Consider the following 20,812-nt stretch of genomic DNA (forward strand, 5'->3'; position numbering starts at 1 on the left):
TCATTAGGTTTATTTTATGGCGGAAGTAGAACAGCAGCCCACTTCGGCACCAAGCTCTCCTAAGAAGAAGCGTCGCATTTTGCGTAGCTTCTTGCTGACGATATTGATCATATTGTTATTATTGGCTTCTTCGTTAGTCATCATGATGTCAACGGATCGTGGAAGCCGTTTTTTATTAGATCGGGTTTTAGAAGCTCAGAAAATAATTAAATATGAATACGAAGGCGGAAACTTATTACGAGGCATTATTCTTAAAAATGTGTTGGTGCAATTAAAAGACGTTGATGTTTCATTAGATCGAGCTGATGTAGGCTTAGGATGGCGCTCTTTATTATTAGAAAAAGAAGTACATTTAAGCCATGCAGATGTACGCAACTTGCGAATTATTAATAAAACTCCGCCTTCTGGTAAACCGTTTGAATTTAAACCAATCAAATTGCCATTTGTTTTACGTATAGATGAAGCGGATGTTGATTATTTAGAGCTTAAAATGTCAAGCTCAGATGTAAGTTTTCATGATGTCCATTTGCAAGATGCACTCTGGTCAGAGACCAAACTGGAATTTGAAAAATCTAGTATGGATATGGGTTATCTTTCAGTTAACAACGCAACTGGTAAAATAGATTTCAGTGGTAAATATCCGTTAGATGCCACGGCAGATTTAAGAATCCCATCTTTAAAAAGTTTAAATATTCAAAATATTAAAGTGGCTGCTCGGGGAAGTTTAGATACTATAAAAGCTGGGGTTGCAACCACAACTCCTGATCTATTAACAGGTTGGGTAATATTGCATCCTGTTCGCGATGAAGTTCCAATGCAAGGTGAATTATTACTAAAAAACTATCATTTACCTTTGCTACAAGAACAAAAACTATTTGCAAAAAATGGCGTGATCAAGTTTCAAGGTGATATTAAACAGCTTAATTTGGCACTTGATACAGATTTAAAGGGTGAAAATTTACCTGAAGGTCAGTACAACGCTTTAATGAATACTGATTTAGTTCATCAGCTTAATATTACCGATTTCAACGGCCAAGTTATGAAAGGTGCCGTTAATCTTAAAGGTCTGGTAAATTGGAAAGATCATGTTACTTGGGATATTAAAGGCCGTTTAGATCGCATTAATCCTAAGGACAAAGCAATTCCTCAGGTGGTGCAAGACTTTTTACCACCAAGTTTAGATGCTGCTATTGCTTCAACTGGTTCTTTAGAAAAAGGTACAGAAGTATTTGCTAACGTTGATTTTGACCGTTACGAGTCTTGGAAACTCAAGCTTAATCAGGCACCTGAAAAAAATAATAAACCTCAGCCAATGCTCATGAATGTGGCGTGGGCGAATATAGACCGTGCAATGCCTTATATTGGATGGTTAAGTAGTGACAATGGTCAAGTCGATTTAACATTACGTGATGGTCAACAAGATATTAAGGTTGCTACAAAAGTATATCAGCATGAAAAAACTTTATTGCCAGCAGGACAATATCTAGCCAACCTGAATGTTAAAGATAATATCTTAAATGTTCCTAATTTTAGTTTTGCTGCTGAAAAAGGTAGCTTAACAGGTCAGGCTAAAGTTTTATTACCTACTGAAAAACGTCAGCTCGCTTGGAATGCTTTATTAAATGCAAAAGATTTTAATCCGCAAAGTATTCAAGCAGCAGCGCCGGTCAATCTGTTAAACGGTTCGATTAAGGCAAATGGTTTTGCTAAACCAAACCAGCAAATTATTCAGTTTGAGAAAATTGATTTAACGGGTCGATTGGCTCAAGCCGGTCAAGAGACTGTTAGTTTGGGTGGGAAAAGTACCGCAGCATTATTATTTCATGATGTTAAAGCTGGTGGCGGTTTTAAAGGCTTTGCGGTTAATTATGACGGATCTTTAAAAGCCTTAAAACAGGCAAATGGTTTATTGAAGTTTTCTATAGCGGGCACGCCAGATTTTATTCGAATTAACCAGCTACAGCATGATGGTGTTGCTGGGAAAATCTATGCAACAGGTTCTGTAAATTTAAAAGACCGCATTGCATGGGATATTAATAGTTCATTAGTACGCTTTAAGCCTCAATATTTTGCTTCAACTATTAAAGGCGAAATTTCAGGAAACCTGAAAACTCAAGGGGTTTGGTCTGATCACTTGAAGCGAATTAATATTCAACAATTGAATCTTGCAGGGTTTCTAAATAATAAACCTGTTCGAGGTAAAGGTAATCTATCTCTATTGATGGACTCTAATCAAAATGGCTTTTTACCTCAGCAATTTGAAGCGAATAACTTATTTTTAGTGTATGGACAGAACCAGCTACAAGCTACTGGCAATGCACAAAATCTAAAAATTAAGCTGAATGCGCCAGCACTCTATGAATTATATCCAGGGCTGCGTGGTCGAGCTTATGGTGATTTGAATGTTCAATCACAACCACGTTTAAAAGCAACAGCCAATATTGCCGTAGATGATTTTGCTTTTAATACACTTGTAAGTGTGAAGAGATTGAGTATTCAGGGTGAGCTTCCAACATCGGAAACAACACCGACTCAATTAACCGCAAAGTTAAATAATTTGCGTAGCGGAAATAGACAAATCCAGTCCGCTGAAGTGAATTTGACAGGAACAAGGAAAGCACATTTATTGAAAGTACTCGGCAATAATAGTGTTTCTAAATTCTATGTTCAGTTGGCAGGCGGATTTAATCAAAAGAATGATTGGTTAGGTCAAATCCAGAAAGGAAGTTTTGATTCACGACGAATTCGTCTGGCACAAAATCAAAATGCGCCGGTAATTTTTTCATCGGCGAAATCTGAGCTATATGTGGGTCAACATTGCTGGCAAAGTACTAATAGTCAGCTCTGTTTTGATCAGCCTGTAAGAGTGAGTAAAGCACGAGGTAATGTTTCATTTGTAACTCAGAACATGGATTTAAGCGACTTCGCGGCATTTATGCCAGAAGGCTTAGCGATGACTGGACAATTAAATGGTTACGCTAAGGCATCGTGGGTAAATGGTGGTAATCCAAAACTTGATGCACGTTTAATTACACGTAAAGGTGAAATCGGTTTAGCTGCTGAAGATCCACAAGATCCTGCAACTACTCTGGCTTATGATGAGTTAGGGGTGGTTGCAAAAAGTGTATCAGAGGGTCTGTTATTCCGTGTTGATGTGAAAACACCGGATATTGGTACGGGTTACGCGAACGTTATTATCAACCCATTCCAGTCGTCAATGCCAATGCATGGTGAAGTGGCCTTTAATGATGTTCAATTAAAAGTCTTAAAACCATTTATTCAAGATGTTCGCTCAATGAGTGGGACGCTAGCCTTGGCTGGTAAAGTCAACGGTACATTAACTCAACCTCAGTTTACTGGTGAAATGCGTCTGAAAAATGGTGCGATCAGCATGATTTCTTTGCCAGTAAATCTAACCAATGTGCAGGTGTATTCATCAATTCGACAGGATATGGCAACAATTGATGGAGCGTTTAATAGTGGGCAAGGTGTAGGCTTGCTTAAAGGTAGTTTTGAGTGGAAAGATGCGCCGCGCCTTCAATTAAATCTGAAAGGTGATAATTTACTGGTACGTCAAGCGCCATTAATTACCGCAATTGCCAACCCGAATCTGACACTTGATATGTATCCTTTTGATAAGCGGTTAAGCTTAAAAGGATCTGTAGATGTTCCTCGTGCACGTATATCAATGCCAGAAACAACTGCGCCAGTGATTAATACCTCATCAGATGTTCGCATCGTGCGCCAAGGTCAAGACCCACTTGCAATTTTACGGGCCGCTAAACCTTGGGATATTCGAGCTGACATTTCTGTTAATATTGGAAAACAAGTTATCTTCCAAGGCTTTAACAGTAATATTCCGTTAGTTGGTCGTCTCAACTTAAGCCAACGTGGCTATGAGACTGCAATGAGAGCTAACGGGGCGATTGGTGTCAGCCAAAAAGTGAAAATCGAAGCCTATGGACAAAGTCTAGACTTGAACCGAGCAATTGCCCGTTTTAATGGACCATTGGCTAACCCGACTTTAGATATCGATGCAAATAAAAATGTTCAGGGTAGTATGGTTGGGGTACGTGTTACAGGTACTGCAACATCGCCAAACATTCAGGTCTATAACGATGCAGGTTTATCTGAGCAAGAAGCATTGAATGCGCTTGTGACTGGTCGTATTAATGAAGGTTCGAGTGGCTTGAGTAATGCAGAAGGGTTTAAATCTGATGTAAACAACACCATTGCTGCTGCGGGTATTAGTATGGGCTTGGGTGGTACACGTGCTTTAACTAACCAGATTGGACGTACGTTTGGTTTGAGCGGCCTAGCTTTAGATGCACAAGGTACAGGTGATGATACGCAAGTGAGTTTAACGGGTTATATCACACCAGATCTGTTTATTCGCTATGGTGTTGGGGTGTTTACTCCTGTAAATAAACTCACATTACGTTATCAAATGAATCGACGTTTATACCTAGAAGCAAGTCAGTCTTTAGAAAGAGCGATCGACTTATTCTACAATTGGCGCTTTTAGTTGATTGAAACCAATAATGAATGAATTAAAAGCTCACTATTGTGGGCTTTTAATTTAATAACACCTTCATAACATTTAAAAAAGTTGAGTATTTATCATCTAAAGTATCGTTTATCTTAAATGTAAAGAAACCTTGGATAGGTATTGATTAAAGAAAATTCACTTGAAAATCGCTGTTTTATAAATTAGGTTTCAGAAAGATTAAATGAAATTAGATTGATATACCTTGTTGATAAATACAAATAAGGTGGGTTTTTTCAAGGATATAGTAGTGAATATAAATACTTATGTTGAAATTAAAAATGGCAAGGAAAACGATATCAATGTTAAATATCGTGGCCTAATTCAAAAATTAACAGCAACATTGTCATTGACGCTTTTGTCATTTGGATGGTGCTCCACCGTAAATGCTGCACAACAACAAATTGCTTTAGTAGGAACATGGACATCAATTCCTAATGCACCGCTTGCGCAAAAACCAAAACAAGCTAGTGAAGGCTTATACCAGCTTCAAGTGAATAGCGATGGAACTTTAACTCCTGTTAAAGTGTTGAAAATGAAAAGTCCTTCTTGGATTGTGAAATCGAAAGATGGCCGTTTTGCATATACCACTAATGAAGAAAACGAAGGTGCGGTGACTGCATTATCTATTCAAAAAGGAAAGGTGGAAGTGTTGAACACTGTGGATAGTCATGGTGGACATCCAACACATGCAACAATCAGTTTAGATGGTAAGTTCCTGTTTGTGTCGAACTATTCAGCGTTCGATAAAGGCCGTGGTGGTGTGGCTGTTTTGCCAATTTTACCAAATGGCCATTTGGGTGAAAAAGTACAAAATATTGTTTTTGAGGAAGGTTCTGGCCACGTCAAAGGCCGCCAAGAAAGTGGACATGCTCATTCCACAACTTTCAGTCCAGATGGGAAGTATCTATATGCTAGCGATCTTGGAAATGACAAAGTCTATGCGTTTCGTTATAACCCGAACAAGGCTCAGCCACTTGAAGCGGATACTAACCGCGATGTAACTTTTAAGCATGGTTCTGGCCCGCGTCATATGGTCTTTTCACCAAATGGCAAACATGCGTATGTTACCGCAGAAATGCGAAGTGAAATTGTGACATTTAACGTGCAAGATGGTCATTTGAAAAAAGTGGCTGAGCTAAAACTGATCCACGAAGACAAAACACCTGAATTTAAGAGTGCGAGTGGAATTATCCTTAGCCCAAATGGTAAATACGTGATTGCTGCCAATCGAGGCGCAGACAACAAACTCTTAGTATTTAAAATCCAACAGAATGGATTGCTAGCTAAGCCAGTTGTTTATAAGGCGAATGGTATTGAACCACGTGCTTTCTCATTTGATGCATCTGGTAAATATCTATATGTAACCAATGTTTATAGTAACAATATTAGTTTATTCCGTTTTGACGCAAAAAATGGCACCTTAAAACCAGTTGGTGATGCAGCAAAAATATCAACCCCTACGGATATCAAATTCTTTAATTAATTCAAATCATGAAACAGGCATGTCTAATGCTTAATGCAAAAAACCGAGATTTTGTTATCTCGGTTTTTTATAGCAGTTTTGGCAAAAACGATGATTTTCCGTATGATATGGACAGCAATAATTAGTGTAGTGAAATGATGAAAAAGATTTTATTGATTGCAATGAGTTTGCTCTTTGTGGGTTGTTCAGAAAAGAAACCATTAACACCAGAAGAGCAGTGGCATGGCTTTTGTACTAGCGTAGGAAATGCTGCAAGAAGTATTGTTTTTGATCGTCAACAAGCAATTGAAAAAACTCAGGCAGTTGAGCATGCAAATAAGATTGAAGATGAGATAACCAAAAAATTCATTCTTAATATTATTGAAAAAGTTTATGCAATTCCAAAAGAGGAACTGACAAAAGATCCTCAAGTAATCCAAGAAAAAGTTAGAAAGCAAATGATGGATGAATGTTTGGCAACCCCTCATGACAAAATGCCAAAATATAAATCATTTTAATTGTGGATGAGGTTATTGAATTTTCATCTGGCTGAAGCTCTTTTTGCTTAAAAATAGCTCAATTTTACCCAATATGCTCATTATTTGAACACAGGTATTTAGATACAAAATAATGGGCATCACGGAGAAACACCCCGCGCTCATTAACTTTTACCTTGAACTCTAGTAAACTTTTGTAGTCCATATTACTTGTGAAGCTTTTAAGAAAGCTGGAATTTGCAAGTAATTTTTCAAAAAAAGAGGAATGAACACCGTGCTAGAAGCTTACCGCCAACACGTTGAAGAACGTGCCGCACTCGGAGTCCCACCGAAGCCACTTGATGACGCTCAAACAGCTCAGCTTGTTGAACTATTAAAAAATCCACCAGCAGGCGAAGAAGCGTTCTTGGTAGATTTGCTTGAAAACCGTGTTCCTGCAGGTGTTGACCAAGCAGCTTACGTAAAGGCAGCATTCTTGGCAGCGATTGCTAAAGGCGAAGCAACTTCACCACTCGTTTCTAAAGAACGTGCAGTTTACTTACTTGGCACTATGCTGGGTGGTTATAACGTAGCACCACTTGTTGAACTTCTTGACAATGCAGAACTTGCGGGCTTAGCTGCTGAAGCATTAAAGAAAACTCTTCTTGTATTTGATGCATTCCATGACGTAGCAGATAAAGCAAAAGCTGGTAATGAAGCCGCTAAAGCTGTTTTACAATCTTGGGCTGAAGCAGAATGGTTCACCAGCCGTCCTGACGTTCCGGAAGAAATCAAAATCACTGTGTTCAAAGTAACTGGTGAAACAAATACTGATGACTTGTCTCCAGCTCAAGATGCTTGGAGCCGTCCAGACATCCCATTACATGCAAATGCAATGTTGAAAAACGAGCGTGATGGTATCAACCCTGAAAAACCAGGTGAAGTTGGTCCATTAAGCCAAATTAAAGAACTTATCGCGAAAGGCAATCAAGTTGCTTACGTTGGTGATGTTGTTGGTACAGGTTCAAGCCGTAAGTCTGCAACTAACTCTGTACTTTGGTTCTTTGGTGATGAACTTCCACACATTCCTAACAAAAAAGACGGTGGTGTGTGCTTAGGTTCTAAGATTGCTCCAATTTTCTTCAATACTATGGAAGATGCAGGTGCATTACCTGTAGAAATCGACGTTGCTAACATGAACATGGGCGACGAAGTAGTATTGAAAATTGACCATGCTGCTGCAAAAGTAACTGCTTTTAAAGATGGTGCTCAAATCGCAGAAGCTGACCTTAAAACTCCAGTACTTTTAGACGAAGTACGTGCTGGTGGTCGTATTAACTTGATCATTGGTCGTGGTTTAACTGCTAAAGCACGTGAAGAATTAGGTCTTGCACCTTCTACATTATTCCGTACTCCAGTACAACCTGCTGACACTGGCAAAGGTTTTACACAAGCTCAAAAAATGGTTGGCCGCGCATGTGGTTTACCAGAAGGTCAAGGTATCCGTCCAGGAACTTACTGTGAACCTAAAATGACTACAGTTGGTTCTCAAGATACGACAGGTCCAATGACTCGTGACGAGTTAAAAGACTTAGCATGCTTGGGCTTCTCATCTGACTTAGTGATGCAGTCTTTCTGTCACACTGCTGCGTATCCAAAACCAGTTGACGTAACAACTCACCATACATTACCTGACTTCATCATGAACCGTGGTGGTGTATCTTTACGTCCAGGTGACGGTATTATCCACTCTTGGTTAAACCGTATGTTACTTCCAGATACAGTAGGTACTGGTGGTGACTCACATACTCGTTTCCCAATCGGTATTTCATTCCCGGCGGGTTCTGGTCTTGTTGCGTTCGCAGCAGCAACTGGTGTTATGCCACTTGATATGCCTGAGTCTGTACTTGTTAAGTTCAAAGGTAAAATGCAACCTGGTATCACTTTACGTGACCTTGTACATGCAATTCCTTACTACGCAATTCAAGCGGGTGATTTAACTGTAGAGAAGAAAGGTAAGAAAAACATCTTCTCTGGTCGTATCCTTGAGATCGATTTATCAGAAATGGAAAATGACTTGACTGTTGAGCAAGCATTCGAACTTTCTGATGCTTCTGCTGAACGTTCTGCTGCTGGCTGTTCAATCACACTTTCTGAAGAGAAAGTTGCTGAATACTTACGTTCTAACATCACGATGTTGAAGTGGATGATCGCAGAAGGTTATGGCGATGCACGTACACTTGCGCGTCGTGCTGAAAACATGCAGAAGTGGTTAGATAACCCAAGCTTGTTAAAAGCTGATGCTGATGCTGAATACTTAAAAGTTTACGAAATCGATCTAGCTGATATCAAAGAACCAATTCTTTGCTGCCCGAACGATCCAGATGACGCGAAACTTCTTTCTGACGTTCAAGGCGACAAGATTGATGAAGTATTCATCGGTTCTTGTATGACTAACATTGGTCACTTCCGTGCAGCTGGTCAGTTGCTTGACAAAGTACCAGGTGGTTCATTGTCTACTCGTTTATGGTTGGCTCCACCGACTCGTATGGACGAGCACCAATTAATGGAAGAAGGCTTGTATAACATCTATGGCCGTGCTGGTGCACGTACAGAGATGCCGGGCTGTTCATTATGTATGGGTAACCAAGCGCGTGTAGCTCCGAACACAACTTGTGTATCGACTTCTACTCGTAACTTCCCGAACCGTTTAGGTCAAGGTGCAAACGTTTACTTAGCATCTGCTGAGCTTGCATCTGTAGCTGCGGTTCTTGGTAAATTACCAAGCCCAGAAGAATATCAACAGTACGCGTCGCAAATCGACAGCGCTTCTGCTGACATCTACAAATACTTAAATTTCGACAAGATGAGCGAATATACTAAAGAAGCTGATCAAGTTGATACTAAGAAAATCCAAGCTGCTCAATTGACTTAATACGTCAATTTAGTACAAAAAAGGAGCTGATTATTCAGCTCCTTTTTTATTTAAATGAGACTTTATACTTAATAAGACTTGAAAAATAATAAATAGATCAAATTTTATTTAATGAAAGTGTAAAAATAAATATTACTCTAGATATTAAAACGTTTTTTGCTTTAAAATAATTGCACGAACTTAATAATAATTAAAAAAAATACGAGTATTTTATATAGGGAACTTAAGAATGCTAAAGACAATTGTTGAATTTAAATTTGATGATTATCAATTATATGATCGAAAAGTGTATGCTGGTGAAGGCGGTATTTTAGTTCAAAAAACTGAAGATATTGCTCAGTATATTTTTAGTATATTAAAGAGTAGATATCATTTAAATGTAGAGCTATATAGTGAAAACTGGGGGTGGCAAATTGAGATACCATTACCTGAATTAACAATGTATCTTGGAATTAGTGTTTATGAAGAATATAGCAATGGTTTTGCAATTTTTATTTCTCCGAATACACCTATTTTAAGAAAGTTCCTATTTAGAAAAATTGATATTACTCATCATATTATGTTGCTGCAAAACTATATAAATATTATTTTAAAATCACATCCAGGTATCTACGATGTGATGTGGTGGGAAGAAAATGAATTCCGATGTGCAGAAGTGAATTGAGAAAAAATTGAAAATTTAAGGCCTTAAATGTAGAAGTAAGTGAAACAAAAATTATTAAAGACTATATTGGTGAATAGAAACTAAGAGCTTACTATAGCTACAATATCAAGTGGTCAGATCAATATGCAGAATTCAGCTTGGAAGAGATTGCGTAAGTTCTTTTATAATAATCTTCACAATCATGACTATGAAACGACGGTAAGCAAATGTATTAACTACTTCTTAGTTGCTTTAATTATTGGTAATGTTGCTGCGGTTTTATTAGAAACAGTAAATGATTTGTACTTGAATTATCGTATTTGGTTTGACTACTTTGAGAACATTTCAATCGCAATTTTTAGTATTGAATATTTGTTAAGATTATGGAGTGTTGCTGATCGAGATACGACACAATCCTCATGGAAAACCCGCTTGAACTGGATGAAAAGTGGGGAAGCAATTATTGATTTGATGGCTATTTTGCCAGCTTACCTCAATTTCTTTGTACGAATCGATCTTCGTATGCTTAGAATTTTACGTTTACTTCGTTTATTAAAATTAACACGCTATTTCATTTCACTACAGATATTGTTATGCGTGATTAAACGTGAAAAAGGATCTTTCCAAGCGGTTATTTTTATTTTAATTATCATGATTATTATGACTGCTTCTGGAATTTACATGGTTGAAAACAAGGCTCAGCCAGAAGCTTTTAGTTCAATACCTAAATCTATGTGGTGGGCTGTAGTTACATTAACTACAGTTGGATATGGTGATGTTACCCCAGTAACTAACCTAGGAAAGTTGTTAGGAGCTCTTATCACTATCTTGGGTGTTGGTATTGCGGCTTTACCAGCTGGTATTTTGGCGTCTGGGCTTGCAAATGAACTTAATCAACGTAATCAAAGATTAGAACAAGAGTTTCGAGAATTACTTCAAGCACGAGGCATTGATATTTTACATGATGAAATTGAAATAGAACGTATCCGTCAAAAAGTAGGACTGCCAAAAGAACAGGCGCATAATCTAATTATTCAAATTATGCGTGAAAAAGTATTAGAGGAAGAAGAGTCGATCCGAGAGAAAAAATGTTATTGCCCGCATTGTGGTGGAAAACTAACTGATTAGAAATAATAAGTTAGCCTTTTCTTTAATTAAGCTTTTTTGCTGGCTTTTTCTATTGCAAATGCGATAAGTAAAATGATCAGACCACAGAGACTTAAAACAAAACCTACCCAGATTGGAGCGATCCAGCCCATTTGGTGACTGAGTACCCAGCCACCTAAAAATGTACCTAATGCATTGGCTATATTAAAGGCAGAGTGGTTAAGTGAGGCAGCTAAAGTTTGGGCATCACCTGCGACATCCATTAGACGAGTCTGTAATGCTCCGCCTAACCCCATGACTGTGAGACCAATTAAGAATAAAGATGCGATGGCAGTATAGATATTACTCATTAAAAAACTAGCGACAACAAAAGCGATTGCTGAACTAATTAATACACCCACTATAGTTTTGTTGAGGTTCTTATCTGCAAGCCATCCTGCCACTAAACCTCCAATAACCATACCAATACCCCAGATAGCTAAAGCGAGAGGAACGATTTGGATATTAACTTGTGTGTATTCAGTCAAAATTGGTGAGACATAGCTATAAACAGAAAACATGCCTCCAAAACCGATTGCACCCACTGCTAGTGTTAACCACATGTTGATATTTTTAAGGCCAGCGAATTCAGTTTTTATACTGGCAGTAGCTTGAACTGGGATATTGGGTACAAAGAAGCCAACAGCAATTAAAGTGACGAATGCAATAGTTGCTGAAAACTCAAAACCTGCTCTCCAACCAAAGTTTTGGCCTAGCCACGTTGCTAGAGGAACACCAATTACAGTTGCTACTGTAAGGCCCATCATCATTTGGGCAACCGCAGAAGCTCTTCTTGATGGACCCGCTAGTTCAGCTGCAACTAATGCGCCGACTCCAAAATATGCCCCGTGTGGTAGACCTGCAATGAAACGTGAGACTAAAACAGTTTCAGGTGTATGAGCTAAAGCAGTACAGGCATTTGCAACACCATAAAACAGCATTAATCCAAGCAATAAAGTTTTTCTAGGTATCTTTGCTCCAAGAATAGCGATGATAGGGGCACCAATAACAACCCCTAATGCGTAGGCACTAATAAAGTGACCAGCTTCAGGTACTGTAATATTTAAATTACTTGCAATTTCCTGAATTAGTCCCATTGCGACGAATTCAGTGGTTCCAATACAAAAACCACCTACAGCGAGTGAGAAAATTGCTAAAAAGAGAGAGTAATGTTGAGGTGTGGAAAGAGGAGATTGCGGGGACGCCATAATAAGTTAAGGGAAGACACAAAAAAGAGAAGTATAAGGGAAAAGCGAACAGAATAATAAAAAACTAAAATATTGAGAGAAGGATTACATATTTCTTTTGATATTAAAATTAATTTATTAATGATAATAAGAATTATTTTTATTTATGTATACTGTATCTGCTTATAGTTTGTCTGAATTTTTTAACTTTTTATACAACAGGATTTTGTAATAATGAATAGATTTCTAATGACGTCACTTGCATTGATATGTACAACTGGCTTTGCTCACGAACCTTATGTAGCACCTGTAGCTTATAAAACTGAACAGACTCAAGTACCTGTACTTGCTGGTTATGCGGAAGAAGCATTAAATAGTGAATATGCTTTAAAGGATGCTAAGCTTACTGTAATTACACCTAAAAATGAGCTTAAAACCGTCAATTCAGAAGCCCTGCATAAGTCTGCTACTGTTTTTGATGTAGATCTACCTGAAGAAGGCACATACATTGTTCAAACTCAGGCAAGTTATCCTTTGAAATATGTATACGACCAAAAAGCATGGCATTTATTTTTTGATATGCCCGCTGATAAAGCTCCACCGAAAGCAGAACGTGAATATTTGATTCCGACTGACCTTAAAACCAAAACAATCAAAACAGAACAAGTAACACGTGAGTGGATATTGCAGAGTTATCTTTCTAAAGGAAAAGTTTCAGATATTCAACTTCCGAATACACCGATTAAAGTTAGTTTCTCTGTACATCCTAACCAGATTAAAGCTGCTCAACCTGTTAAATTAACCATAACTGAAAAAGGACAACCTTTAGCTTATGCTGAAGTGAATTTAAGAGAAAAGGGTGCAACTGACAAGCAAGCACAGCAGTTTAAGGCAGGAAGCAACGGTCAAGTTGAGCTTAGATTTCCAAAAGCTGGAGAGTATTTAGTAGAAGTAACAGCTCCTCTAAATTTGAAATTAAAACCCAAAGATCAGAGCTATACGATTATTAGCTTAAATGTAGCACAATAGTTTTTAGAGTTTTAAAAAATAGGCCTTTATTAGGTCTATTTTTAGTTTTAATCTTCTCACTCATTAAAAAATTTAATTTCTCTTAGATACTGATGAAACAAAAATTCATCGCAAATAAAAATAGTGAAATAAAATTCATGTTGAGACAAACTAACTAATTTTATGTTAAAGTGAATAAAATTCATTAATAAAGATTTATCGAAAGTTTTATGGAAAAGCAAATATGAGCTTTTTCCATTTATAGATAAATCTGTTTTTTAGGCATGGGCCCATGTTAGAAATACGCCACCTTAAAACTTTAGTTGCTTTACGTGAGCATGGTTCATTAGTTTCAGCAGCTAATGACCTTTGTTTAACGCCATCTGCTATTTCCCATCAATTAAAAGAATTAGATCATTGGTATGGGGTAGAAGTAGTTAATCGTCGAAGTAGACCTGTTAGTTTTTCTAATGTTGGACAGCGCTTATTAAAATTGGCTGATGATGTTTTACCACAAATCCAGATTACACATAGTGATATCACACGTATTGTGCATGGACAAACAGGTAGAATTATTTTTTCATCGGAATGCCATAGTTGCTTTGACTGGTTAATGCCTTTATTAAATCAGTATCGTCAGCAATACCCAGATGTCGATTTAGACTTCGCTTCAGGTTTTGAAGCCAATCCGCATGAACTTTTACAAAATGCGGAATTTGATTTGCTGATTACAGCAGACCCAATTGCATTAAAAGGAATTGAGTATTTTCCGATTTTTGAATATGAGTCACGGTTAGTCTTATCAAATACTCACCCTTTGGTGCGGGCTGAAAATATTACAGTTCAAGAGTTGGCTGAAGAAGTTTTAATTACTTATCCTGTTGATAAGCACCGTTTAGATATTATGTCTAAACTTTTCATCCCCGCGAATATTCAGCCTAAACAAATACGAACAACAGATTTAACCCAAATGCTTATTCAACTCGTTGCAAGTGGACGTGGTATTGCTGCTTTACCTGATTGGGTAGTGAATGAATATGAACAAAAAGGATGGGTTACTAGTCGTCGTTTAGATTGTGTTTCAACAACAGGTTTAAGACGAACTCTATATGCGGGCTACCGAACTGAAGAAAAAGAGAAAAGTTATTTTGAAGGCTTTTTAAAGCAGTTAGAAAAGTTCTCATTAAAACGAAACGCTTATTATTCTGGCTAAAAAATAATTTAGCCTAAGTGTTAAAAAGGTGCTTTATTGCACCTTTTTCATGTCGATTTCTTATTTGCCAATAAATAAAGAGAGTAAGCCTGCTGCAATTAGAGGACCGACTGGTACACCACGGAGTAAGGCGACACCAGCAACTGTACCAATGAGTAAACCTGCAACTACGTCAGGTTGGCTCGACATTAGTTTTACTCCGCGACCACCTAGCCAGGCGACTAATAGACCAATTGCGATAGCCATAATAGACTTAACACTAATAAAGGATTTTAAAATACTCTCACCACTGAGTTTCCCACTGGCAATTGGAGTGAGTACACCAATGGTTAAAATAAGAATTCCTAAATTAAGACCATGAGCTTGAATATAAGGAAAAAACTCATTTAATGGCGTGATTTTAACGACAATCAACACACCTGCTGCAATAGTTACAGCTGCATTTTGACTTAATAAGCCACAGACAAGCAGAACAAGTAGAACAACTAAATTAACATCAAATTGGGCAAGCATGGCGAGCGGAGGGCATTATAAATAAATGGAATTGTATAATATTTAAGAGTTGGAATGCGAAAGCTTTAAAAGATACAGCTGATTTCAGCTCTTCTTAATTAAAAATTAAGTGTATATCTCTCAATGAGAAGGAGTTTTAATTTTTGGTTACGCTTGGACACAATGTTATATAAATTAACAAGTTAAAAATTATAGCGTTTAAAAAATTATGATATAAAAATAGTCATTACTCATGAGTACAGGATATTTTTATGGACATTATAGATATCAAGATCAAAGATCAGTTTGACCGTATTTATGATGCAAAAGCACAACTAAAGAAAAATTTAGTGGAACATGAAAATGAATCTTTAAAACTAAGCCAACGAATTGAGCATATTATTGTTAATAATGAAATTATTTTGCCTACTACAGAATTATTATTTGAAAGCGAACAGAACGAAAATATTTATCGAGTCATTGAAGAGTAAGGGGCGAGTTGATTTAAGTAGATGAAAACAGTAGCGAGTAGTGTTTAGTAAAAAATGGAAACTACGTTAAAATAACAGCTTAGTTCTAATGAGAAAACTTCATGCTGCTGGAAAAAATTTTACAATCACAAGGGTTTGGTTCACGTAAATATTGTCAGCAGTTAATAAAAAATGGATCTGTAAGTATTGATGGAGAGGTTGTAAGTGACCTTAAGAAGCAATTCTCTCCAGAAAATTTAGAATTTTCTCTTTTTGGGGAAACTTATCAATATCGAGAAAAAGTTTATCTTGCTTTAAAAAAACCAAAAGGTTTTGAATGTTCACACCAGCCTCACCATCATCAAAGCGTATTTAGCCTTTTACCCGAAATCATGATTCAACGTGGTGTGCAAGCCATTGGCCGTCTAGATCAAGATACAACAGGCTTACTTTTACTTACTGATGATGGTAAATATCTTCAAGCTTTAACTCATCCCCGTAAGCATGTTCCAAAGGTTTATCATGTTACGACTATAGATCCAGTTACACCTGAGCAAATTGAAATGCTGAGCAAAGGTGTGAGCCTACATCAAGAAAAAGGTATTTTCGCTGCAACGGATGTAGCGATATTAGAAACGCATCAATTAACCATGACGATTCATCAAGGTGTTTATCATCAAGTAAAAAGAATGATTGCAGCTGTGGGAAATAAGGTAGAAACATTACATCGCTATCAAGTAGGGCAATTGGTTTTACCTGAACTTGAAGATGGAGAATGGGTTTATTTATCTGAACAACAAAAACAGCTCGCTCAAAATATCATTTGAGAAAACAATGGAAGGTTTGGAACTCACTATCTCGAATAAATCCCATTTGTTCATATAAGCGATGAGATTCGTGGTTGCTGCTTTGAGTTTCCAAACTAATCCGTAAAGCATTCTCTTGTTTTGCAAATAAGATTGCTGTATCGATTAGCTGTTTAGCAGAACCTTGACGACGAAAAACGGGCGTAACATAGACATCATCTAAGATATAGTAAGTTGAACAAGCAACTGAAGAAAAACCTAAATAGAGTAAAATAAAACCCGTAATTTTATCGTCTTTAATATGAATGAAGAACACACTTTCTCTATTGTTAAAACGTTGTTTAAGGAAGTGAAGGGATTCATTAAAATTAGAAGAGGCCCCATAAAATTGGCGGTATTCATCAAATAAAACGGCGAGTTGCTCTAAATCTTCAAAAGTCGCTCGTCTAACGATCATTTGACACTCCTTATAACTTATCATTATGTTTTTACAAAGAGAGCATAACGAAAAAAAGAGCTTACTAACGTTAAAACTTGTTTATAAATGCAACAGTGTTAAGTTTTGTCACTCTCACCAAGAAGTGCATTAAGCTCTTCAAATAAATCTTCATGATCATCATCTTCAGTTAAGGTTGATGAATTTTGGTTTAATGAAGACGCTTTTGCTTTTCTCAGTTTTAATAATTGTTCCATATTAATATTCTGATTTTCGATCGCAAAAGGAATAGATTTAGTGAGTACAACTTGTTTAAAAAAAAGTCGTACCGCTTGGGCAGGGGTAATTCCAAGTTGTTTAAAAACAGCAAAAGCCTGCTTTTTTTCTTGGGAGTCAAGTCGAACCTGATAAACTTCTGTTTTTCGCATGAATAACAAAACCAAATGATTTTTAATTTTTAGGAATTTATTTTAAACCATCGCAATGTAATTTCAATGTTTTTTGGCATAAAAAATAATCTTTTTGTCATTACGGTTACATTACAATGTCAATTCAAACTCAGAATTGAAAGACATTCTCTCTTTGGTGAGAGGATCTGTAAATGAAATATGCTTAGCCAGAAGCTGTAATGGTTCCGAGAAGTCATCTTCAGCTTTGTGCTGAACTATGGGATAAAATGGATCATTTTTAATCGGAATTTCTAAGTAATTAAGGTGCACCCGAAGTTGGTGCTGTTTGCCCGTTGTAGGGGTTAAACGATATTTTGCCCAAAACTGATTATGCTCGATAAGTTCAATATAGGTCTCGGTATTTGTTTTTGCATTTTCTATAACCTGCATGGTGTAAAAAGGATGGCCTTTATCTAAATGCAAATATAATGTTTGAGGAAAATTTAAATCTTTTTTATAAGGTGCAATAGCGTGATAAATTTTATTGACTTGGCGCTCTGCAAATAATTGTTGGTAAATACCACGCGACTCAACCCGTTTGCAAAATAGAACAACACCTGCGGTTTCGCGGTCTAAGCGATGAATAGGGGTTAAAAATTCATTTCCTGTTTGTTTTTTTAGCCGCACTAAAAGCGTTTCTTGAACATATTGTCCAGTCGGGCTAATAGTTAAAAAATGGGGTTTATCGACCACTAATAAATCATCATTCTCAAATAAAATCCGATGTTCAAATGGAACGTGGACTTCATAAGCAAGAAAGCGATAATAAAAAATATGGGTGTTGCCGACATATGGACTGGTTACAGTTAATTTATCCCCATTTGCTGCATATATAAGATCGTCTTGAAATCTTTGTTCCCATTCTTCAGTTTTAATGTGTGGAAAGTGACCACAGAGATACTCATAAATAGTTTGAGCATCTGTTCGCATAGGAAGATAGACTTGACTCGCACTTACTCCATCAATCATGGGCGGCAGAAATTCGTTTGGACTAGACATAAGAAAGTGTGAATATTTAAGAAAATTGATATAAAAAAAGCCAACTTCTAGGGCTTAAGTAGGCTTTTAAGGCAGGGCAATGTTATCATATCGATTATTTTGAATCATGTTATGTGTGCTATGTCGTATTCATTGAAATTGGTCTTAAATCATGAAGAAGATACTGAGCGTCTAGCTCTAGCTTTGGCGCAGCATGTTCAGTCGGGTGTAATTTATTTAATTGGGGACCTAGGTGCGGGTAAAACCACACTTACGCGCTATTTCTTACAGGCTTTGGGTCATAAAGGTTCTGTTAAAAGCCCAACTTATACGCTTGTTGAGCCGTATAAAATTAATGATAAAGAAATTTTTCATTTTGACTTATATCGTCTGAATGATCCGTACGAACTTGAATTAATGGGAATCCGTGACTATTTAGATATCACTGATGCGTTATTTTTGTTTGAATGGCCCTCTAAAGGTGGTGATGAAATTCCACAAGCGAATTTCATCATTGACATTCAAAAGTCAGATGATGAGTTGAGCCGGTTCGTAACGTTAACTTTACCAACAGAAAATTTGTACCAGACTTTGCAGGAACAGCTTCATGACTGATGAAAAGCTAACACAACGTCGTATTCATACATTAGACGCAGCGTTAGCGAACCAGATTGCAGCAGGTGAGGTAATTGAGCGACCTTCTTCTGTGGTCAAAGAATTATTAGAAAACTCAATTGATGCAGGTGCAACTGAGCTGATTGTACGGATTGCTCAAGGTGGTTCGACTTTAATCGAAATCATTGATAATGGGCATGGTATTCATCCGGATGATTTAGCCCTTGCTGTCATGCGTCATGCCACAAGTAAGATTAAAACTGCTGAAGATTTACATGCGATTGTGAGTTTGGGCTTCCGTGGGGAAGCTTTAGCTTCGATTGCTGCGGTTTCAAGATTGACTTTGACCAGTAGCCAAGATGAAAGTGGTATTGGTCATCAAGTTGAAGTAAACGGTACAGCATTTGATCATCAAGAAGTACAAGCTGTTGCTGCTCAAAAGGGAACCCATATACGTGTTCAGGACTTATTTTTTAATGTTCCTGCACGCCGTAAATTCTTAAAAAAACCAACCACTGAATTTGGGCATATCGAAGAGATTGTTCGCCGTTTGGCTCTAACGCATTTCGATATACGTTTTGTGCTTGAGCATAATGATAATATAAGAATTAATTTACCTATAGCGGATAGCGGAGAGCTACGTTTTCAGCGAGTTCAGCAATTATTAGGCTCGCAATTTGTACAAAATGCATATTGGATTGATGCTGAAAGTATTAGCATGCGTTTATCAGGTTGGCTTGGTCATCCTTCAGATGCACGTGCACAGGCTGATATGCAATATGTCTATGTAAATGGTCGTATTGTCAAAGATAAAACGATTTCGCATGCGCTACGCATGGCCTATGATGGTATTTTACATGGTCATCAACATTCATCTTATTTACTTTTTTTAGAAGTCGACCCTGAAAATATTGATGTCAATGTCCATCCTACTAAACATGAGATTCGATTTTTAAATCAAAGAGAAGTGCATGAGTTTGTAAGACATTATGCAAAAGAAACTCTCGCACAATTTCAGACAGCGAGTGCTGATCTAGCTCAAGCGATGAAAGCAGATGAAAGCTCAGATTATTCAGTGCAGCCACAGCCCAAATATCAAGAACAATTTTCATTGCACCGCGCAAATGAAACTTTAAATTCAGACAGTGACGCACGAACTCAGCATGCACCGACAGAATTATTAACCGATTTTAACGCTAGTCGTCCGCAAGCTGTTCACTATGCAGATCAAACACCAAAATATAATGGTTCTGCTCAATTAAATAATGCTTTAAAAACTTATTTAGCTCCACTTCGCGACCAACCTGCTAGTTTTTCGGTAAATGAGGATGTTGAGCCAGTTGCTAAAGTAGATGAATTTCCATTAGGTATCGCAATTGCTCAACTGCATGGAATTTATATTCTAGCTCAGAATACAGAAGGGCTTATTATTGTTGATATGCATGCGGCCCATGAACGTATTTTATTACAGCAAATGAAAAATGCTTGGGATAAACCTGAATTTTGGACATCTCAGCAGTTACTTATACCTAAAGTGATTTCCATTAGCCGTATGCAAGCTGTTAGGGTAGAGGAGTTAAAACCTCAGCTTGAGCGCTTAGGTCTGGAAATTGATTTATATGGTGATGAGCAAGTTATTGTTCGGGGTGTGCCTGCCATATTACAAAAAGCTGATTTTGAAAATCTTATTCCAGAGCTTTTGAATGATTTAGATCCAAATGATGAAGCACAAGGATTACTTCAAAAAAGAGATGAGTTGTTAGCTGGAATGGCATGTCATGGAGCAGTACGTGCACACCGACAACTCAGTCTTTCAGAAATGAATGCTTTACTTCGTCAAATGGAACAAACCGAATTTGCGAGCCAATGTAACCATGGGCGGCCAACTTGGCGTGCATTCCCATTATCTCAATTAGATAAATTATTTGCTCGAGGAGAGTAGTTTTA

Annotated in this window: 17 protein-coding genes; 12 read left to right on the plus strand and 5 right to left on the minus strand. The window is 37.3% G+C overall.

Going from position 1 to position 20,812, the window contains the following annotated elements:
• Positions 1–16 precede the first annotated feature (16 nt).
• The 6 genes from MKX14_RS02485 (at position 17) to MKX14_RS02510 (ending at position 11,193) form a co-directional block, all read left to right on the plus strand.
• A complete protein-coding gene (locus MKX14_RS02485) occupies positions 17–4,525 on the plus strand; it encodes a translocation/assembly module TamB domain-containing protein (protein WP_240281662.1) in 4,509 nt (1,502 codons plus the stop codon).
• A 271-nt stretch (positions 4,526–4,796) separates the two neighbouring features.
• A complete protein-coding gene (gene ykgB / locus MKX14_RS02490; protein WP_240281663.1) occupies positions 4,797–6,032 on the plus strand; it encodes a lactonase family protein in 1,236 nt (411 codons plus the stop codon).
• A 134-nt stretch (positions 6,033–6,166) separates the two neighbouring features.
• Positions 6,167–6,529 carry a hypothetical protein gene (locus MKX14_RS02495; protein WP_080947657.1) on the plus strand — a complete coding sequence of 121 codons (363 nt, stop codon included), beginning with the start codon at positions 6,167–6,169 and terminating at the stop codon, positions 6,527–6,529.
• A gap of 253 nt (positions 6,530–6,782) precedes the next feature.
• A complete protein-coding gene (gene acnB, locus MKX14_RS02500) occupies positions 6,783–9,422 on the plus strand; it encodes a bifunctional aconitate hydratase 2/2-methylisocitrate dehydratase (protein ID WP_033848021.1) in 2,640 nt (879 codons plus the stop codon).
• A gap of 229 nt (positions 9,423–9,651) precedes the next feature.
• Complete coding sequence (locus MKX14_RS02505; protein ID WP_240281664.1) at positions 9,652–10,086, plus strand: hypothetical protein; 435 nt, start codon at positions 9,652–9,654, stop codon at positions 10,084–10,086.
• Between the two features lie 123 nt (positions 10,087–10,209).
• Positions 10,210–11,193 (plus strand): ion transporter, encoded by a 984-nt coding sequence (locus MKX14_RS02510; RefSeq protein WP_240281665.1) that lies wholly within the window; start codon positions 10,210–10,212, stop codon positions 11,191–11,193.
• Between the two features lie 26 nt (positions 11,194–11,219).
• On the opposite strand, the gene MKX14_RS02515 is transcribed toward MKX14_RS02510, so the two are convergent.
• Complete coding sequence (locus MKX14_RS02515; protein WP_240281666.1) at positions 11,220–12,419, minus strand: MFS transporter; 1,200 nt, start codon at positions 12,417–12,419, stop codon at positions 11,220–11,222.
• A gap of 213 nt (positions 12,420–12,632) precedes the next feature.
• On the opposite strand from MKX14_RS02515, the gene MKX14_RS02520 reads away from it, so the two are divergent.
• Positions 12,633–13,427, plus strand: a complete 795-nt coding sequence (locus MKX14_RS02520) for a DUF4198 domain-containing protein (RefSeq protein ID WP_240281667.1) — start codon at positions 12,633–12,635, stop codon at positions 13,425–13,427.
• Positions 13,428–13,698: 271 nt separating this feature from the next.
• Entirely contained in the window at positions 13,699–14,619 is a 921-nt protein-coding gene (metR, locus tag MKX14_RS02525; RefSeq protein ID WP_108011022.1) for a LysR family transcriptional regulator, read from the plus strand.
• A gap of 60 nt (positions 14,620–14,679) precedes the next feature.
• On the opposite strand, the gene MKX14_RS02530 is transcribed toward metR, so the two are convergent.
• Positions 14,680–15,132: a DUF441 domain-containing protein gene (locus MKX14_RS02530; protein ID WP_017480868.1), complete on the minus strand. Its 453-nt coding sequence runs from the start codon at positions 15,130–15,132 to the stop codon at positions 14,680–14,682.
• A gap of 251 nt (positions 15,133–15,383) precedes the next feature.
• Here MKX14_RS02530 and MKX14_RS02535 point away from each other — a divergent pair, with 251 nt between their 5' ends.
• Both MKX14_RS02535 and rsuA read left to right on the plus strand, forming a co-directional pair.
• Complete coding sequence (locus MKX14_RS02535) at positions 15,384–15,602, plus strand: hypothetical protein (protein WP_240281668.1); 219 nt, start codon at positions 15,384–15,386, stop codon at positions 15,600–15,602.
• A gap of 101 nt (positions 15,603–15,703) precedes the next feature.
• The gene (gene rsuA, locus MKX14_RS02540) at positions 15,704–16,408 is read left to right on the plus strand and encodes a pseudouridine synthase (protein WP_240281669.1); all 705 of its coding nucleotides are present in this window, start codon (positions 15,704–15,706) and stop codon (positions 16,406–16,408) included.
• On the opposite strand, the gene MKX14_RS02545 is transcribed toward rsuA, so the two are convergent.
• The 3 genes from MKX14_RS02545 to MKX14_RS02555 form a co-directional block, all read right to left on the minus strand.
• Positions 16,401–16,844, minus strand: a complete 444-nt coding sequence (locus tag MKX14_RS02545; RefSeq protein WP_046811994.1) for a GNAT family N-acetyltransferase — start codon at positions 16,842–16,844, stop codon at positions 16,401–16,403. The two genes, rsuA and MKX14_RS02545, sit on opposite strands and share 8 nt — an antisense overlap.
• Positions 16,845–16,942: 98 nt before the next feature.
• Entirely contained in the window at positions 16,943–17,251 is a 309-nt protein-coding gene (locus tag MKX14_RS02550; RefSeq protein WP_046811995.1) for a type II toxin-antitoxin system RelB/DinJ family antitoxin, read from the minus strand.
• 111 nt (positions 17,252–17,362) lie between these two features.
• Positions 17,363–18,271 (minus strand): pseudouridine synthase, encoded by a 909-nt coding sequence (locus MKX14_RS02555; protein WP_240281670.1) that lies wholly within the window; start codon positions 18,269–18,271, stop codon positions 17,363–17,365.
• 120 nt (positions 18,272–18,391) lie between these two features.
• Between MKX14_RS02555 and tsaE the strand changes: the two genes are divergently transcribed.
• Together tsaE and mutL are read left to right on the plus strand one after the other, a co-directional pair.
• Complete coding sequence (gene tsaE / locus MKX14_RS02560; protein WP_240281671.1) at positions 18,392–18,865, plus strand: tRNA (adenosine(37)-N6)-threonylcarbamoyltransferase complex ATPase subunit type 1 TsaE; 474 nt, start codon at positions 18,392–18,394, stop codon at positions 18,863–18,865.
• Positions 18,858–20,807 carry a DNA mismatch repair endonuclease MutL gene (gene mutL, locus MKX14_RS02565; protein ID WP_046811997.1) on the plus strand — a complete coding sequence of 650 codons (1,950 nt, stop codon included), beginning with the start codon at positions 18,858–18,860 and terminating at the stop codon, positions 20,805–20,807. Before tsaE ends, mutL begins: the two co-directional genes overlap by 8 nt.
• The last annotated feature ends 5 nt before the right edge of the window (positions 20,808–20,812 follow it).

Source organism: Acinetobacter pittii (assembly GCF_022449185.1).
Taxonomy (GTDB): domain Bacteria; phylum Pseudomonadota; class Gammaproteobacteria; order Pseudomonadales; family Moraxellaceae; genus Acinetobacter; species Acinetobacter pittii_I.

What these genes read in the sequence shown, in the direction of transcription:
- MKX14_RS02485 (WP_240281662.1), top strand. Translation starts at nt 17, where the DNA reads ATGGCGGAAGTAGAACAGCAGCCCACTTCGGCACCAAGCTCTCCTAAG.
- MKX14_RS02495 (WP_080947657.1), top strand. Translation starts at nt 6,167, where the DNA reads ATGATGAAAAAGATTTTATTGATTGCAATGAGTTTGCTCTTTGTGGGT.
- MKX14_RS02505 (WP_240281664.1), top strand. Translation starts at nt 9,652, where the DNA reads ATGCTAAAGACAATTGTTGAATTTAAATTTGATGATTATCAATTATAT.
- MKX14_RS02510 (WP_240281665.1), top strand. Translation starts at nt 10,210, where the DNA reads ATGCAGAATTCAGCTTGGAAGAGATTGCGTAAGTTCTTTTATAATAAT.
- MKX14_RS02515 (WP_240281666.1), bottom strand. Translation starts at nt 12,419, where the DNA reads ATGGCGTCCCCGCAATCTCCTCTTTCCACACCTCAACATTACTCTCTC.
- MKX14_RS02520 (WP_240281667.1), top strand. Translation starts at nt 12,633, where the DNA reads ATGAATAGATTTCTAATGACGTCACTTGCATTGATATGTACAACTGGC.
- metR (WP_108011022.1), top strand. Translation starts at nt 13,699, where the DNA reads ATGTTAGAAATACGCCACCTTAAAACTTTAGTTGCTTTACGTGAGCAT.
- MKX14_RS02530 (WP_017480868.1), bottom strand. Translation starts at nt 15,132, where the DNA reads ATGCTTGCCCAATTTGATGTTAATTTAGTTGTTCTACTTGTTCTGCTT.
- MKX14_RS02535 (WP_240281668.1), top strand. Translation starts at nt 15,384, where the DNA reads ATGGACATTATAGATATCAAGATCAAAGATCAGTTTGACCGTATTTAT.
- rsuA (WP_240281669.1), top strand. Translation starts at nt 15,704, where the DNA reads ATGCTGCTGGAAAAAATTTTACAATCACAAGGGTTTGGTTCACGTAAA.
- MKX14_RS02545 (WP_046811994.1), bottom strand. Translation starts at nt 16,844, where the DNA reads ATGATCGTTAGACGAGCGACTTTTGAAGATTTAGAGCAACTCGCCGTT.
- MKX14_RS02550 (WP_046811995.1), bottom strand. Translation starts at nt 17,251, where the DNA reads ATGCGAAAAACAGAAGTTTATCAGGTTCGACTTGACTCCCAAGAAAAA.
- MKX14_RS02555 (WP_240281670.1), bottom strand. Translation starts at nt 18,271, where the DNA reads ATGTCTAGTCCAAACGAATTTCTGCCGCCCATGATTGATGGAGTAAGT.
- tsaE (WP_240281671.1), top strand. Translation starts at nt 18,392, where the DNA reads ATGTCGTATTCATTGAAATTGGTCTTAAATCATGAAGAAGATACTGAG.
- mutL (WP_046811997.1), top strand. Translation starts at nt 18,858, where the DNA reads ATGACTGATGAAAAGCTAACACAACGTCGTATTCATACATTAGACGCA.